The 17743-nt window shown below is 40.8% G+C and carries 9 protein-coding genes; all 9 read left to right on the forward strand.

The genetic code is table 11. The annotated features are described in order from the left end of the window. Positions 1–99: 99 nt before the first annotated feature. The 9 genes from AC5JM2_RS17585 (at position 100) to AC5JM2_RS17625 (ending at position 15232) form a co-directional block, all read left to right on the forward strand. Positions 100–1368, forward strand: a complete 1269-nt coding sequence (locus AC5JM2_RS17585) for a family 8 glycosyl hydrolase (protein WP_495836139.1) — start codon at positions 100–102, stop codon at positions 1366–1368. Between the two features lie 175 nt (positions 1369–1543). Further along, the gene (locus AC5JM2_RS17590) at positions 1544–3970 is read left to right on the forward strand and encodes a cellulose biosynthesis cyclic di-GMP-binding regulatory protein BcsB (protein WP_495836140.1); all 2427 of its coding nucleotides are present in this window, start codon (positions 1544–1546) and stop codon (positions 3968–3970) included. 96 nt (positions 3971–4066) lie between these two features. Next, the gene (locus AC5JM2_RS17595) at positions 4067–6664 is read left to right on the forward strand and encodes a glycosyltransferase family 2 protein (protein WP_495836141.1); all 2598 of its coding nucleotides are present in this window, start codon (positions 4067–4069) and stop codon (positions 6662–6664) included. Between the two features lie 374 nt (positions 6665–7038). Beyond that, the gene (locus tag AC5JM2_RS17600) at positions 7039–7584 is read left to right on the forward strand and encodes a GIY-YIG nuclease family protein (protein ID WP_495836142.1); all 546 of its coding nucleotides are present in this window, start codon (positions 7039–7041) and stop codon (positions 7582–7584) included. A 397-nt stretch (positions 7585–7981) separates the two neighbouring features. Then, entirely contained in the window at positions 7982–8215 is a 234-nt protein-coding gene (locus AC5JM2_RS17605) for a hypothetical protein (protein ID WP_495836143.1), read from the forward strand. Between the two features lie 855 nt (positions 8216–9070). Beyond that, positions 9071–9268: an immunoglobulin domain-containing protein gene (locus AC5JM2_RS17610; RefSeq protein ID WP_495836144.1), complete on the forward strand. Its 198-nt coding sequence runs from the start codon at positions 9071–9073 to the stop codon at positions 9266–9268. A 60-nt stretch (positions 9269–9328) separates the two neighbouring features. After that, on the forward strand, positions 9329–11887 hold the full coding sequence (locus tag AC5JM2_RS17615; RefSeq protein ID WP_495836145.1) for a GH116 family glycosyl hydrolase: 2559 nt from the start codon (positions 9329–9331) through the stop codon (positions 11885–11887). Between the two features lie 1994 nt (positions 11888–13881). Next, complete coding sequence (locus tag AC5JM2_RS17620) at positions 13882–14694, forward strand: hypothetical protein (protein WP_495836146.1); 813 nt, start codon at positions 13882–13884, stop codon at positions 14692–14694. A 208-nt stretch (positions 14695–14902) separates the two neighbouring features. Beyond that, on the forward strand, positions 14903–15232 hold the full coding sequence (locus AC5JM2_RS17625) for a HetP family heterocyst commitment protein (protein WP_495836147.1): 330 nt from the start codon (positions 14903–14905) through the stop codon (positions 15230–15232). The last annotated feature ends 2511 nt before the right edge of the window (positions 15233–17743 follow it).

Genomic DNA, 17743 nt, shown 5'->3' on the forward strand with positions numbered 1-17743 from the left:
GTAGGAGGGAGGGTATGAAATTGTTCCTCACTCTCTCCCTCTCTCCCTCTTTCTCTCTCCCTCTCTCACTTTCTCACTTCCTTTGTTCTCTATTAAAGAATGCGGCACTCAGTGAAATTGACAGTTATTGTTAGCATGATTGTTCTCAACTCCTGTAACTTAGGTTACTCAGTGATAAAGACGAAAGTATCGGATGACAGGACTCCGCTAGAAACAGCTCTGCCATTGAATGGTAGGGAAAGCGAAAGTAGCTCTAAGTATGTCGCGGCTTTACCGAAATCCATTCCTAACCGGGACTTACTGGCTCAAAGCTGGGAAGTCTATCGCCGGAGATTTATTCAGGGTGATGGTAGAGTTATCGATTATGAAGCGGGCGATCGCTCTACAAGTGAAGGTCAGGCATATGCCATGCTACGAGCAGTCCTGATTGATGATCCTGCCACTTTTGCTACTACCTTGAACTGGGGAGAAAATAACCTCCAACGACAAACGAATGGCAAACGGACAGACAACTTGTGGGCTTGGCAATGGGGACGAAATGCAGATGGAAAGTGGGGTGCGATCGATGGTAACTTTGCCACTGATGGCGATATTGATGCGATTACCGCTTTGATTCTTGCCTCCAGGCGTTGGAATCGTCCTGAATACCTTAATTTAGCAAAAGCAAAACTGCAAGATTTGTGGAATCTTTCCATTGTAGTAGGACACCAAGGTAAACTCTATTTGCTGCCTGGTCCTGCACCAGCATTTGTTCCGAATGCTTCTACCCTTTATCTCAACCCCTCTTACTTCGCTCCCTATGCTTTTCGGCTATTTGCCCAAGTCGATCCAGAACATGATTGGTTGAGTTTGGTCAATACAAGTTACGAAGTTCTAGAAAAATCAGCACCACTTTCTGCTGTCGGGTTGCCGAGTGATTGGGTGGCTCAAGATACCAAAACAGGAAAATACCAACTTTTACCACAGACAAGCCAACTTCAGAGTTTGTATGGCTTTGATGCTTATCGAATTTGGTGGCGCTTGTCGCTGGATGTGGCATGGTTCAATTCACCCCAAGCGCGACGTTATCTCCAGACAAATAGTAAGTATCTCCAACAGCAGTGGCGTGTGCGATCGCGTTTACCAGCACGCATCGATCTACAAGGCAAAGGATTGGTGGATTATGAAGCGACAGCACAATACGCGATGCTTTACGCCGCTTGGCAGTTCGTAGAACCACAACTAGCGAAGGAGTTACTTGAGAAAAAAGTGCTACTTCAATACAAACAAGGCATTTGGGATGATAAATCCGCTTACTATACACAGAATTTGGCTTGGTTAGGTCTGTTGTCTCCTTCTGTAGTTCCCCAGCAACTACTCAAGAAGTAGCAAAAGATTTTTCTTGATTAATTTTCTTATCAAAAATAGTGTTCCCTTTTATAGTGTTCTTTTTTATAGTGTTCCCTTTTGAGTTCAATAAATAACAAGTTTTCAGTTGGTACATCTCCAAGAGCAAACCACAAAACCAAAAAAAATCCTACTATCCCTGAAGTGACACCGTCATATGAAGCCGTTGTTTCATCCTTCCAAAATCAGCACAAAAGCAATTATTTTTACTTTTTGCTTGTTACTGTTTCCTACTTCATTAACAAACGCTCAAGCTCGTAGCGAAGAAGGTTTACTAGACGATAATTCACAACAAGTTAGTGAAATTTCTCAGCGGCAAAAGTCTTTTGACAAAAAGCAAACTATTTTGCTGGCTCAAGCAAAAAAACCCAAAGTCGATAGCCTAGACGAAGAAGAAAAAGAAGACACAAGCGAAAAGAAAAAAGAGGCTGATGATGCAAAGAATTTAATAACGTACAACCTGGAATTTAACCGCAGTCCGATTGTTGGCAACCGTCTACGCTTACGAGGACTGAATCCGGAAGGTCGCCTTGGCTTTAACCGTCCTCGTGGCTGGAAAATCGGAAAGCTTCAAGCTTTAATTAAGTTCCAGCACTCACCATCACTGTATGCCAACCGTTCTAACCTAACGGTATTTATCAATGACACTGCCGTAGGCAGCATATCGCTCAACCGTAAACAGTCCCAAGTCGGTCAGGTGCTGATCAATAATATTGATCCTAAGCTGCTTCAGGACTACAACGAAATCAAGTTTGTTGCTCAGCAAAATACATCACAACAATGTACTGACCCTCATGATCCTAATTTGTGGACGGATATTCTGCCAGATTCCAAATTAATTTTCGGTTTCAAAAGGCAGCCAATTCCTCTCAACTTTAGCCGCTATCCCTATCCTTTCTTTGATCAACTCGGCTTAGAAACTAACAATATTGTTTACGTCCAACCAAGTCAGGTCAATCAATATTGGTTGACAACAACCGCTCGTTTGCAAGCGGCATTTGGTAGATTTGCAGATTTTCGCCCCATAAAGACGAGCTTGGTATCTGATATAAAGAGTGTAAAACCTGAACAGCGGTTAGTGATCATTGGGACTCCGAGTGAGCAGCCAGCTTTAACCTCTTTGAAATTACCTCTTTCTATAGCTGGTACTGAAATTCTCGATATCAATCAAAAGCCTGTACCAGAAGATACAGGAGTGCTGATCGCAGCGACGACAAAAGAAAAAGATGGTACACCTGTCTTAATTGCGACTGGTAACGGACCAAAGGGTGTGGCAAACGCAGTACAGTTTTTGGTGCAGCCAGACTTGCGAAAAACGGGAACAGGTTCAATCATTTTTGTCAATAAAGTTAAAGAAGCGACAACACCTGAACCTCGACAATGGCCTCGTTATACTCCAGAAGAAAATAGTTTTAGACTTAGCGACCTGAGAACTCCACTCAATAATGAAGGTTTTGGTGATGTGAGTGTACATGGTTCAGCAGCACCACCTATTACAATTGATTTCCGCACTTTACCGGATGATAGATTTTTGCGTGGCAGTACCATGAACCTAGTTTACAGCTATGGTCCACAGCTGAACACAAGAACCTCTGCGCTTGAAGTGTTACTCGACGGTAGATATATTGGTGGTGCACGTCTGAGTTCAGATTCTGGAGAAACCCGCCAAACCTTGAGTGTTGATTTACCAGCAAGCTTGTTGCACTCCAGTGCTCAACTCCAAGTGTTCTTCCGGATGAATCCCAAAGAACCATTTGACAAGCAAAAATGTCTGAGCGCGGCAGATCAACAGTTAATAGGTACACTTCATGCTGATACAAGCTTCGATTTAAAACGGGAAACCTCTGTACAACTTCCAGATTTAAAGTTGTTGCAATTTGGTTTTCCGTTTGCTGCACCTCAGGATTTATCTAGAACGGCGATCGTCTTGCCACAAAACCCATCTAATACAGATATACTCACCTTGCTCGCATTGAGCGAGCGTTTGGGACGGCTGAGTCAAGCAGAGTCTATCAAATTCCAGGTTTATACGCCAGAATCAATTCCTGACTCAGTTCGCAAGAATGACCATCTTGTGGGAATTGGTACGCGGGATAAATTTCCTTTTCCGGAAGTCTTTAGATCCACTGGCTTTAACTTGAGTCAAGGATTCTCTCGCGTATTAGCTCAAGGTACGATTCAAACTCCACAGGATTCACAAGGCTTGATTAAGCAAATTGTTTCCCCGTGGAGTAACGAGCACGTCATTTTGGCTTTAACAGCTCAGACAGAAACCGGTTTAGACCGAGTGCGGCAAGTCGTTGAGCAAGATCCATTGTTCTTCCAATTAAAACAGGATACAGTGCTAGTTGGTAGCGATAATAACAATCCATCTCCCTACGATCCAGGCGATTATCAACTAGAGTTTATCCGTAGTGCTCCCTCCAAAACTCGTGTAGAAAATACCAATTTACTAAGTAAGACATCGCGCTTGCTGCAAGAAAATTGGCTCCTGCTACCTATCGGTATTGTAGGTGTCTCGCTTTTACTTTATGGAATTGTTCAGTTGTATCTCAAGCGCCTTGCTGGTGCTGATAGAAATTAATTGTCACCGCCGATGCACGCGGATATAACAAATAATTCTCTGCATTTATCTGCGGTTCAAATCCCAATTTGAAAATCTAAAATCCAAAACTGAAAAATGTCTTCTTCATCAAATTCCCCTCCCAGAGGGCGTTTCAACTTAAGTCGATGGCTCATTGATCTCACGCCCCGATTTTTTGACCGCGCTTTAGAAAATGTCGGTGCCAAACAGTTTAAGTGGCTTGTTTTGCTGCTTCTGGTTCTTTCAGTTCCACTCATTATTGCCCCCCTACGAATCTGGCAGCAAGCAGTCATTGGCTTGTTTTTGGTAATACTTGGTCAATTGATCATGCGAGCCGAGGATCAAGAGTCTTCTGCGGAAACTAGCCAGTATTATCACTTATTTATGGTGTGGCTGAGTTTGGTAACAACGCTGCGTTATTTGTTTTATCGCACAAGTTACACTCTTAACTTTGATGGCTTGCTTAACAGCATTGTTTGCTTATTTCTGTACGCTGCTGAACTGTACGCTGTTCTCACCTTGGTGCTGGCTTATTTTCAAACTCTAAAAATCAAAGAGCGTCAGGCGGTTGACCTTTCCAACATTCCTCAAGAAGAATGGTTCAATGTCGATATTTACATTCCCACCTTCAACGAAGATGTTGAAATTGTTCGCAAGACTGCTTTATCAGCAATCACTTGCGATTATGCCCCTGGTAAAAAAATGATTTATGTCTTAGATGATGGTCGTCCAGAAAGGTACCAAGAAAACGACCCGCGCCGAGAGAAGTTCCGGGCAAGACGAGAACAGATACGGCTAATGTGTGAAGAAATTGGTTGTATCCACATGACGCGGGACAACAACAAGCATGCTAAGGCGGGTAATATCAACAATGCCTTTAACAAAACTGATGGTGACTTAGTTTTGATTTTAGACTGCGACCATATCCCCTCGCGTCAATTTCTGCTGAATGCAGTAGGCTTTTTCTATGATCCAAAGGTATCGTTTGTCCAAACTCCCCACTGGTTCTATAATCCCGACCCCTTTGAGCGCAATTTGCTCACTCGTGGTAGCATCCCCGTAGGTAATGAACTGTTTTATAAAGTGCTGCAAAAAGGCAATGATTTTTGGAATGCTGCCTTTTTCTGCGGTTCAGCAGCTATAATTCGCAAGTCCCACGCCTTGGAAGTTGGGGGAATTGCGGTTGAAACTGTGACAGAGGATTGTCACACAGCACTACGGTTGCACTCTCGCGGTTACAAGTCTGTTTATTACGACAAAATCATGGTCGCTGGGTTAGCGCCAGATACGTTCTCTTCCTATGTCGGTCAACAAGTGCGCTGGGCTAGGGGTATGGCGCAGATTCTGCGACTGGAAAACCCTCTGTTTAATCCCTGGCTGAAATTAACGATTCCTCAACGGATTTGTTATTTCAGTGCAACTTCGCACTTCTTGTATGGGTATCCTCGACTGGTGTATGCAGTTGTTCCCACCTTGTTCTTATTGTTTGGTATCAATCCCATCCGAGGTCTAGGTTTGGAAACTCTGGCATACGCCGTACCACACATTCTTCTGGCTTTATTCACCAACCATATCATTTACAAAAACGTCCGTTTTTCTTTTTGGAACGAAATTTTTGAATTTGTTATGGCTTTCCAAGCGGGGTGGGTGACGATGTTGGCGCTGATCAACCCCAAACTTGGTTCATTTAACGTGACTGACAAAGGAGTGAATATTAGCAAACGTACTTTTGACTGGCAGTCAATGCGTGGTTTGATAGTGGTCACTGTGTTTGTTAGCGCTTCCTTGTTTGCTGTTCCCTACTGGTTGCTACTTCGTCCAGAGGATTGGCAAGCAGTTTTAGTCAATACCTTGTGGTCAGGTTTTAATTTGATTCTGCTGATCGCAGCATTGCTGGTTGGCTTTGAACAGCCCCAAGTGCGTGCTTCTCACCGTTTGCAGCGACGCCTTAATGTCGTTATTACTAGTGGTAACTACACATTTAGGGGCGAAACAGTCAATATCTCAGAAACAGGAGCGTTGATTTCTTTAGAATCTTGGCCTAATTTACCAGATGAAGTTGATGTTGAGATCATGGGAGATTTTACTGCTCGCGTCTCCCTCACCGCGCGGGTTGTGCGAGTTTCTCCTGTAAGTGATGAAAAGACGCTTTTGGCAATTGACTTTGTCAGTCCTAGCCGTGCCCAAATGGATAATTTAATCCTGATTTTGTATTCTGATGTGCGAGAGTGGTATTCCCAAAAGCGGGAGTCTGTAGACCAACCAATCAGTTCCCTTGGCTTCCTTGCTACTAGTCTGACTCGCTCTTTTCGGGATCTCAAACCCATCATCCGTAACCAGGTACGCAAACGGGTGAGTGCCGTTAGTGAACTTTACTGGGATGGTCATTTCTTCCCTGGAATTGCCACAGAACTAGGGGTAACAGGTTTACGGCTGGAAATGCGGAGTAAAAAATCCAAATCAGGTAATAGACTGCTTGGACAAGAGGACTTGCACAAGATGCGAAATCTCAAACCACTTGTTGGTTTGCTCTTGAGTCGAGAGGAGGGGAACCCCTCACCTAGTAAGTTGGTTGCTGAAATTTCTGTGGTGAAAGAAGAGATAGATGACAGGATTGTCATTGATTTAAATTTTCCGACAGAATTCAAGCAACGCCAAGGTACTAAAATTAAACAGCTTTTGCAAGTGTTGTAGAACAGGTTATTGTGAAGTGCCTACACTGCATACTTTCTGTACAGTGTAGGCTTCCGATTTCACCCACCCTCCGGGTATGCCTGCCTTCGCCTGACGGAAGAGCGGCAGTCGCCTGCCGAGGAGCCAGTACGCCCAGGAGGCTCTCCCGACCTACTAGGTATCTGGTGAGCCCTGTCTCACCGTTGTCGCTTTTAAGTAATTTTGTGGCAAGAAGGGAGTAGAATGTCTTCAATACTCCATCTTTTTTCAGTTCTTAACAAATCATTGCACATCAAATACGTTTATGCAATTTCTAGAAAAGTTATTATTACTTATGAGTTTTGTCAGCAAGCATGACTACTAAACCTAACTAATAACCGTTTTGAACTTTCTTTATGACAACAGAAATAAATATTCCTTCTTTAGCCAATATCGAGTACATTCCATATATTGACGATGACGGTCAATTACCTGAACAATTGCAAGGTAAAATTGGAGTCTACGCAATTTTTGATCAAGAAAAAGTGTTGCAATTTGTTGGATATTCCCGTGATGTTTATCTCAGCTTAAAGCAGCACTTAGTACGTCAACCACAAAATTGTTATTGGGTGAAAGCTGAAACAATTGAACGTCCTAATCGTACGATTTTAGAAAAGATAGAGCAAACTTGGATTGCTGAAAATGGCACTGTTCCTACTGGAAATCAAGAGAAAAAAGACAAGTGGACGCAACCGATAGATGCGAAAGCAACCATGACGCCTGAAGAACAGGCAAATTATAACAATCCTGCGAATGATGAAATAGCGCAAACTAAAATCATTAAAAATGTGGCACGTAGGGTAGAGGCTGAAATCATAGCAATTTTAGAATTACGTGGTTTACAAACACAAATTCGCTTTCATCCTAAGTTGAAAGAAAACGGCTTGTTGGATTTGAAATAAGACCGTTGCATATTTACTGTAACTGACAGTAGAGGTATCGGGTATAGGGGGTCATTACCCACATTTTATAAGATTTCTGGTCTGATGTTTCGGTCGCCTAATTTGGCATTTTGGCAACCATATTGATTTTGTGAGCAGTATCGTAGCTGTTAATAGGTTATTGCACCAAAAAGCAATCAGAAAGCTAAAACTCCTCTTTTCGATTAACGACCAGTCTGGTACTGTACGATACTAAATCAGTACAAATCGTTATGCTTTCATGGTTTGCATCCTCCCCAGGCTTGTCACCTGGGGATTTCTTTGGTCAATTTAACTTGCACAAGATTTAACTAGTAATGATGTTAAATTTTTTCATCTAGTTTCTTTTTTCCTGTTCTTCTTTTTTAGGGATGTAAATGTGAACAAGAAAATTCAAATCATCGGGGAGCATCATGTGAATATGGACGATGAACGCGGTAGTGGTAGATTTTGCTCAGAGATGTTGACATTAGCTAATCTGTACTTCTTTGTAGCAATTCCCGTTCTGTTTACAAATAATTTCGGGATTTCGGCATTGGTTGCGGAGTTTTTCCAAAAAAGGGTTCAAACCCCTCTCTCTGATATGAGCAATATGGGTCTAATATCAATTTAGAGAGTTTATTGGAGAGTTTGTTTTTGCAGGTAGTTACAAAATCTATAATCTATCACTAGCCAGAAAGTACCTTTGGCGGTGGGTTTCGAGTTCCGTTTGGTTTGATGCAAGTATACTAGTCTGTCGCAAGACACCATCTTGATAGTGGCTTGTCGAAAATGCTCTTAATATTTAGTTGAGAAGCTCTAATAAGGGTTTTTAAAGAAACTCCTAACTCAGGAGGCACATAGTTGCGTTATCAAATCGTCGGACTTTTTCCAGTTAGCAATAGTTAATAACAAGAAAACTTAGATTCAACCAATGCCTCTAGTTTTTCTAGACTAGATTGCTGTTTTTGTCTGAAGTTTTTAAGGTTGATTCTGGTTGCTTGTTGACGTACATATTAGCACGTTCAAAGACAAAATTATCAACACGTCTTCGTGTGAGTTGGAAGATAATTATCAGGCAAGCACTACCAACTAGCGCCTTGCATAAATATTTGCCTTTTCCTTAAATCAGTGCCACCCGTCTGCCACACTCGCTGCATGCGTATGGTGAGACAACCTGCTGCTTTGAGAGAAACCTTAAAACTAGGCAAGTGACTTAGAACTGCTACCACTGACCGAAACCTTACGTGATAACTGTTAAAGTGACATGTTCATCGCTTCATTCATGCAAGTATGAATTGTGTGAATAGAGGTAAGCTTTTGTCTGGCACTACGTGTTGTCAGTGCTGGTGCAGAAATTATGCTTGTAAAAAATCTGAGCATCTGCTGATTATAACAACAGTATCTATCGATTACAAAATAAGCAGACATAAATCTGTTGATGAGAACTGTATCAATTAATGTCTTATGGATGTCATAGGAGGTTTTCTTGTTAAAGCGACAAACCAAAACATACCGCACAGCACTTGCTCCGTGGGCTGTTGTTCACTGGGTTTCACCAACTGAGCGAATTGTGATAAATCGATTCCGCAGCCGCAGTGATGCTGATGGTCATCTTACAATTTTGCAGCGGCTGATGCCACAAGCTGATTTACGAGTGATTGTTGAGGTAGAGCAAGACAATTAAAAAATTTCGACATTACTTACAGATCTGGGAACGGATACCTAAACGCTGTATAATCCAATCATGAAAAAACTGCCATCTTCCGTAATTCCCTCTTGCACTTGGAGTCGTCCCATCGGTTTAGGTTGGGACAAACCTTACACAGTCCGTTATGCCAGCAATATTGATGATGGTTCTTGGCACGGTATGCCTTTGGGCGGTTTTGGTGCAGGTTGTATTGGTCGTTCCTCGCGGGGAGATTTTAATTTGTGGCACATTGATGGCGGTGAACATGTATTCAAAAACATCCCCGCGTGTCAATTCAGTGTCTTTGAATCTTTTGGCTCATCCTCGCAAGCCTGCGCTTTGTGTACTGAACCTCCTGAAGACGGAAGCCTTAGAACATGGCAGTGGTATCCGGAAAGTAAGAAAGTAGAAGAAGCAGGGGAAGCAGCAGGAGAAATAACTCCCTCACTCCCTCACTCCCTCACTCCCTTATCTCCCTCATCTCCCTCATCTCCCTCATCAGCCCAATCCCAAACGGGAACTTATCACGCCCTATACCCTCGTAGCTGGTTTGTTTATCAAGGGGTGTTTCAAGCAGAATTAACCTGCGAGCAGTTCTCTCCTATTTGGGCAGAAAATTATCAACAAGCAAGCTATCCAGTCGCGGTGTTTCTGTGGACTGCACACAACCCGACTCATGCACCTATTAGTCTTAGTATCATGCTGACTTGGGAAAATATGGTTGGCTGGTTTACTAATGCTGTGAAATCTCCTTTGGTTCGGGTGCGGGATGATGGAAGCCCAGTTTATGAGTATCAGCCACGTTTAGGCGAAAGTCTGGATAACTTTAATCAGCTCGTTGAAAACAGTGAAAGTATTGGATTGTTGTTGGAGCGGGTTAATATGACTGAACCTCCTCAAGAAGGAGAGGGACAGTGGTGCATTGCTACTCGCAAACAACCGAATGTTGAAGTCCAGTACCACACGCGTTGGAATCCAGTTGGGACTGGGGAAGAAATCTGGCAAAGCTTCGCCCAGGATGGCTCTTTGCCTAATCACGTGGATGATACTCCAGCAGCAGAAGGTGAACAGATAGGAGTGGCTCTTGCTGTACGCTTCACTCTTCAACCGGGCGAAACTCTGGAAATTCCCTTCGCGCTGACTTGGGATTTGCCGATCACAGAATTTGCAGCCGGGATTACATATTACCGCAGATACACGGACTTTTTTGATAGAAGTGGAAAGAATGCTTGGACAATAGCATCCACCGCTTTAGCAGAATATCATGTTTGGCAACAACAGATTCAATCTTGGCAACAGCCAATTATTGAGCGCCAAGACTTGCCAGACTGGTTCAAAATGGCTCTGTTTAATGAGCTTTATGATCTGACGAGTGGTGGAACTCTCTGGAGTGCGGCAAGCGATCGCGACCCTGTAGGTCAGTTTGCCTCTTTAGAGTGCTTAGATTACCGCTGGTATGAAAGTTTGGATGTGCGGCTTTACGGTTCTTTCGCCCTGTTGATGCTGTTTCCAGAACTGGAGAAGGCGGTGATACGTGCCTTTGCACGAGCAATTCCCAGTTGTGATGAGACACACCGTATTATTGGCTACTATTACGTGATTGGTGCGGAAAGTCCAATGGCAGTTCGTAAAGCAGCAGGAGCAACACCTCACGACTTAGGTGCACCAAACGAACACGTCTGGGAAAAAACAAATTATACAAGTTATCAAGATTGCAATCTTTGGAAAGATTTAGGTTGTGATTTTGTATTGCAAGTGTACCGAGACTTCCTGCTGACAGGTGCTGACGATGTGGAATTCCTGGCAGAGTGTTGGAATCCTGTTGTGCAAACTCTAGACTACCTGAAAAGGTTTGACAAAGATTGTGATGGTATTCCGGAAAATTCTGGCGCACCGGACCAAACTTTTGATGACTGGCGCTTGGTAGGAGTCAGCGCTTATTGTGGTGGGTTGTGGTTGGCGGCAATGGAGGCGGCGATCGCCATTTGCGATATTTTATTAAACTCCATAGACCAAAAGGAAAACACCTCTACACAGGAGTGCGATCGCCCTTGGAAAGCATCCATTGACATAAAGGAATTGGTTCAACAAAAGTCTATCTACGAAACTTGGCTTGCACAATCTCGCCCTATTTACCAAGAAAAACTCTGGAATGGGCAATACTATCGACTGGATAGTGAAAGTGGATCTGATGTGGTTATGGCAGACCAGTTATGTGGGCAATTCTATGCTCGTTTGTTGGGTCTACCGGATATTGTACCTGTTGAGTGCGCCCTCTCTGCTTTGAAAACTGTTTACGATGCTTGTTTCCTCAAGTTTTACGATGGGAAGTTCGGTGCTGCTAACGGTGTTCGTCCTGATGGTTCTCCGGAGAACCCCAATGCAACTCATCCCTTGGAGATTTGGACGGGAATAAATTTTGGGTTGGCGGCTTTTTTGGTGCAAATGGAAATGAAGGATGAAGCTTTTAGGATTGCATACGCTGTGGTGCAGCAAATTTACGAGAATGGGCTACAATTCCGCACACCTGAAGCTATCACTGTTGTTGGTACTTTCCGTGCTAGTACTTATCTTCGTGCTATGGCAATTTGGGCAATTTATTTGCTCATTGATTAGCCATAGGTTACAGGTTAGGGATTTTTACCTGGTGCCTATTTTCTATGCAAAATTAACATTTTATACCTAAGAATTCAAGTCGTTTTTATCTGTCAGACAATATTTTTTCACCTCTTTCCGGACTTGAGCTACTAACTCCAGAAGTATTATTTAGGACTGCTCTTATAATATGTCGATTCACGCCGAGTTTTAAGGGCTTAGAAGTAGGAGTTACTGTTGAACAATCTAAAAACTAGTAGCTTGAAATACATGAAAAACTAGTAATGTAGAGAAATGTTTACAGATGACAAGTTTCCGGGTAGGGAGTTTCTTTCAATTCAAAATTGCTGTAAATCTTTTTTGAAAGGCTTCTCAATCTTTTCGCTTCAACACCAAACAACATTGTCCAGTTTTTCTAAACACACAGATGAAACGATGAACATATTTTCGTCGTGAACAGTTCACTGAGAACAGAAATTTATAGGTAAACAGCAGTTCTTTCCAAGCTTCAGAGTTCAAAAGCTACTGAAACCATAGCAAATATTGATTTTTACCAACAGGTAATTCATCTGTGCCCTTGAATGATCCGGTTATGGCGTCGCTATCTTTTTATTCAACAACAGAGTTCATTAGATTGTGGTGCAGATTATCTGGCGATGATTAGCTGTTGTAGTGGTAAATGTTAGTCGCGATCGTTGCTTGATACGCCACTTGCTACCCTGAAGGCTAGCCACCGCCAGTACGTCTGTGTAATTCCTGCAGACAGACTACGCCAAAGTGTAGGCTGTCATAAACATACTTCAAGGGTTTCAAGGATAGCAAATGGCGTGTGATTGGTGTGAAATAGTTTCCCTTCTACACGGCTTCGTTACATCCTACTCAGTACTAAGAAACAACTGAACTGTGTAGCGTCAAAATTCCAAAGAAATACAAGTATTTTTGAAATTTACTGAGCAGCATATTGTACTACTTCTCCTTTTTGACTGAAAAATTCAAGAAATCTACACAGTCGCAGTATGCTACTTTTGCTTTCTCAAATACCTTAGACAGTGTTTGGTTGTAATTAAGACTGTCTATCTCTGAAAAGTCTTAAAATTTTACCATGAATATGTCATTTCATAAGTAGAGATCAGCATTAATTTAAGATTTTTTGTGCCAAGTCCATAACAAACTCATCGTAGATTTGCATTTGCCTCTGAAAATTAAAATTTGACTATGTGGTGGATCTTAAGTGAGATAACGAGATCTACATATTTTCCGGTAATTGTAAAAAAAAATATCACGATTTCTCTCTAGTAAAGATTGTCTAAATGCTACTTTTACTGATATATTTTGAAAGTGTTAGAACATTTACTCACATCTCAAATCTAGATACTTCTTGAGGATATAAAAGCTTTCTCTTCATTGTGTATGAGGGGTATTACCCCCTAATATCTAACACTTAAGACAGAAAACGTAAAGTTGATAAAATTGAGTTAATCTAGAAACATAATCGAAAGAACGTTGAAAAAAAAATAATTTAGGAGATGACATTTACGCCAAAAAATAGTATAAATACGAATATGGGGATTAAGGATTAGGGATGCTTGATTTTTTTGATAAACCCTAAAAAGTATGCGATTTTACTTAACGGATCCTAATTATTTGGTATAAAAATGGAAGTTAGTTGTAACAGAAACAAATAACTTAATTAGGGGGGAGTAAAATTTTAAAAAGATAAAATTGCATCTACTGAAAGCCACTAGAAAATTTGTCAGAGCAGATATATAACATGGATATGGTAAATTAATTTCTCTGGTAAAGTAAGCAAAAGTTACAGTCGATAACTCACCAGCAACTGAGTGGTCAGGAAATCAAAATTGTAAGTTTAATAACCCTCTATTGTATTGTGTCCGTCTGTAGAAATTGCTTTTTTACAAACTAGCTGCTGAATTTCATCGAGACATAACATCATTCCGGCTTAGCAGCAAAAAGACTTGAATAGAAAGTCAGGTTTGGGATCATCAGGACAGATCATGAACAGTATCATCAGGTCAAATGCAGTGGAAACCTTAAGCACAACAGAGAATACAGGAATAAATTTTAATAAGTTGTATCCCTGCTGTGATTCGGTTTCACAAACAGCATTCATCTACGGAAATCATTTAACTTCAATAAAAGAGGCTTTACCAAAAGCACCTATAGAGTCACGCTTCCCGACGGTTACAAAGCCTCAGATAGCAAATAAAAATGCAGGATATTGGTCTACATCCTTAGAGACATTGCTTGATCAACTACCTTTAACCGTTGCTCATTTAGTCACGTTGAGGAGCATAACTTTTTTTACAACGGTTGTTGTTTGGGCGTGGACAGGAAAGATTCAACAGGTCAGTCATGTTCGAGAAAAATTTGTAGCACTAGATTCGCCTCACAAACTTCAGCTACAAGATCTGAGCAAAATCCTTAATACTGGAGTTAAAGAAGTTCAAGAGTTCAAAACAGGTCAGGTTGTTGCAGAATTTGACACAGAGCCTTTGCTTTCAAAAGTTGAAGTGCAAAACCAAGATTTAGCACCCGACCAAACACACTTCAACCACATCAAAGATTTGATGGCTCGAACTCGAATACTTGCCCAAACTCGTGCATTAGCCAGAGCAGAAGAGAACAAAGCTGGCTTAAGAGCATCAGATAAACTTGAACCACAAAACGCAGAAATGCCAACACAGCCTACAGAACGACTAAACCAAAGGCAGATTCAGCAATTGGTTATGGGAATGACTCACTTGCAAAATAAAAAAGTGCAAATCAATCTTGATGCATTTAGAAAGGTCGATTTCAGTACCAGTTAAAAAAAGCTACATCTGTTTTCTCAACAGCAAAACTCCCAGCCACTGCAAAATAGTTCCCTATCGCCCTATCACTGATATTTCCCTTAAAGCAATGCAATATCTGCAAACAGGCAAGAACAGTTGATATACCTTCAATTGAACACAAATAACCAAAGAAACTGATCAGCTAATTCACTTTCACAACAACACAAACACTATGAATCAAAATATGTCTTGCAGTCACCACTTAGATAAAAAACTTCCTCCAGAACAATTCGACCAAGTCGTTGAGGCAATTCTTGCTGGTAAGTATTCCTGGGCTTGTGTTCTTATGCTACGTTTTGCAGGCTACAATCCTCTACATTACATTCCCTACCGTACCTACAACCGATTGCTCAAAGAAAATTCTCATGTCAGTAGGTCAAATCAACAGCAAAACGAAAATCTCAAAGTTGCTAATATCTCCTCTGACAAAAGATCCCAAAGCCAGATTACATCAACTAGCTGCCTCAGCAAAATTAAAGATAGACCATTACTTGAGGTGGTTGGTAAGAAATAAACAGAAATCCGTGGTGGTAATTTGGAGCAGTGCTTAACGACATAAGTTCACGAATATGAATCCACCAGTCCTGAAATGGCTTCAGAACAAGTTAATCTTTTCCCTTAAAATTCTGTGAATTCAATTACACAATTGCTGGAGTCAATAGATTCTCAAAGACACTCGATTGAGTTGTTTAGTATCTGCCATGCTGATTTAATATCTACAGCATGGCGGTTTTTTGAGTTAAGAACCCAAATTGCGGATCAAAAACCTCACCCCTGTCCCCTAATACCCAACTCTCTATGCCCGTAGGGCATGCTACTTTGCGAACGTGGAAACCCCGAGTACCCTTCTTCTTGGCTAACACAGGGGTGTGCGTGAGGGCGGGGTAAGCTGATACGTACTTGGTTAAAAATCTAGAGTTTCTCTAAGTTTTAGACTATAACTGATCCATATTGTGCTATGCATAACTTGATGAGTAAGTACACAATTTAGATAATTGACAGTTTTTTCTTTAAAATATGCCACTTTGGCAGATTGATACAACCTATTTTGTATAAATTATAAATAACATCAAAGAAATCGATTGATGCTTAAAATTTATTCTAAAGGAGAGAAGAAATGATTATAAATAATTTTTCTTGACTGTTAAATATGTCGAATCTGTTGCCGAAATCGTCAGCATCTTCTATAGGACTCATATTTGATTTTTGACGAAGCTAAGTACACTTTCTGTTAAGCGTTAAGCGTTAAGCGTTCCCTACCTCTACGAGTCAATTCAGAAATCAAACCGGATTCCTATAGAGTATATAACTTCTACACGTAGACCAACAGATCCAAAGTTGCTAATGGTGGTTCTTTTTCACAAAAAGTCTCAGCAAAGAGAAATTGGAGTGGTATCTTCCCCCAATCCAAAGATCTAAGGCTGCTACCTAATTTATTCTAGGTTGTAGCAAAGCTGACAGAACTTTTAGTGTGAAAAATGAAATAGCAACACCAGACTGTTGTCAAGGCTTGTAGAACTTATAGTTTTTTCTTACTTGTGCGTGAGTAAGTGTCATCCTACTCCTCCCAAAATAGGACTGTCACTGCGCAAGTTTACTTGTAATTTATGCAGAAATCACTGGAAGCTCAAACGATAAGTCAGCTTCCAGTTTTTGTTTTAATACGGTTCGGTTAAAGCTAAAAACTCTGCGCACAGCGCAGCAGCGAAGCTATCGCCCCCACTACTCCCGCTTTGTTCGGCTTGTTTTGATTGGTGTGTTTGATGGCGCTACACTTATCTGATTCAATTAGTTTGCAACCAAATCAGGCTATTTGGTATTAAAAAAAACAAACTACTAATTATTACGTACTGGCATTTGTCAGACGGCATTTGTGGCAAGCAAAATATTTCAGCAACTCCACTGTGCAACCTGAGTGTATTTTATTTTCATCAAAACAGTGGGAGATGCTTTTAAATCAACTTGCTAATGCTGCCTAGTTGCCTAAAGTCGATTCTAAATAGTTGTACTGATCGGACTTTACAGAAATTTTAAAGTCAATAATGTATCCAGCCTAGTAAATATTTTACTTTGGTTATTAAATATTTCCTTTGTCAATCCTACTAAAGTAGGAAACTGTATTCAGACTTTAGATAGTTGTATTAAAAATACTTGTTTTTTTGTGTTTAATTTGACCGTTACAACTTTTTCTTTTTCACTTTTTCCGTAAAATGTGTGTTTTATATTACAATTTTATTCTTTCTTATTATTTAAATTTATTAAAAAACAATATGAATCTTGTACATCGTTACATAAAAATATTTTTTGATACAAAAATTAATTGAAGAATTGATAAGTTTCATATAAAGTTCTTGAAAAGAAAAGCTCAAAAATGAATTTTTTATAAAGGACTCTTGACAAGAGGTACGAAAATTTACTAATAAATTGTTTGGTAGTTTCATTGGAGAAGTGTGCTAGATTAATTCCTGAAGTTGTTTTTATCACTTCCAAGTCTGATAACTCATATTCCTGATTGAAGAGCAAACTAGCAGCGCTTTAGCCGGCAGGTAAGAGTTGTAGTCTTGCCTGTAGTCAGCAAATTCTAGTTAGCCCAGCGAAAAAACGAATTTATACTGTTTTGAAACCAAAGTTAACTGTTTTTCGATTCTGAAGTTAGCTATAAGTTCCTTGTAAACAGAATTCACGCTCAGCCAGACAGGCTAACAACTTCGCTCAGCCATATCTTCATGAGTTCTTAGGTTTCGGTAGGTTCTTGATTTCATTTAAAATACAGCGGTTATCTTGCAGGATACTTAAAAAGGAGTCCTTATACTCATGGCAACGTGAGTGGTTGTATACTGTCAAACAGAATGTTAACAACATACTGTTTTTTGTAAAGGATCTAACACCCATGCTTTTCAGTTGGTTGACTCAGGGATGCTTACTGCCATTTACTAATAAAATTTATTCTCGCTTTGTTAGTCAGTGCGTCTTTATAGCTTTCTCTTTAAATTCATATAAATTTGATGTGTTTGCAACTCTTTGA

It is taken from the genome of Brasilonema angustatum (assembly GCF_059505445.1).

What these genes read in the sequence shown, in the direction of transcription:
- AC5JM2_RS17600 (WP_495836142.1), top strand. Translation starts at nt 7,039, where the DNA reads ATGACAACAGAAATAAATATTCCTTCTTTAGCCAATATCGAGTACATT.
- AC5JM2_RS17595 (WP_495836141.1), top strand. Translation starts at nt 4,067, where the DNA reads ATGTCTTCTTCATCAAATTCCCCTCCCAGAGGGCGTTTCAACTTAAGT.
- AC5JM2_RS17625 (WP_495836147.1), top strand. Translation starts at nt 14,903, where the DNA reads ATGTCTTGCAGTCACCACTTAGATAAAAAACTTCCTCCAGAACAATTC.
- AC5JM2_RS17620 (WP_495836146.1), top strand. Translation starts at nt 13,882, where the DNA reads ATGAACAGTATCATCAGGTCAAATGCAGTGGAAACCTTAAGCACAACA.
- AC5JM2_RS17590 (WP_495836140.1), top strand. Translation starts at nt 1,544, where the DNA reads ATGAAGCCGTTGTTTCATCCTTCCAAAATCAGCACAAAAGCAATTATT.
- AC5JM2_RS17585 (WP_495836139.1), top strand. Translation starts at nt 100, where the DNA reads ATGCGGCACTCAGTGAAATTGACAGTTATTGTTAGCATGATTGTTCTC.
- AC5JM2_RS17615 (WP_495836145.1), top strand. Translation starts at nt 9,329, where the DNA reads ATGAAAAAACTGCCATCTTCCGTAATTCCCTCTTGCACTTGGAGTCGT.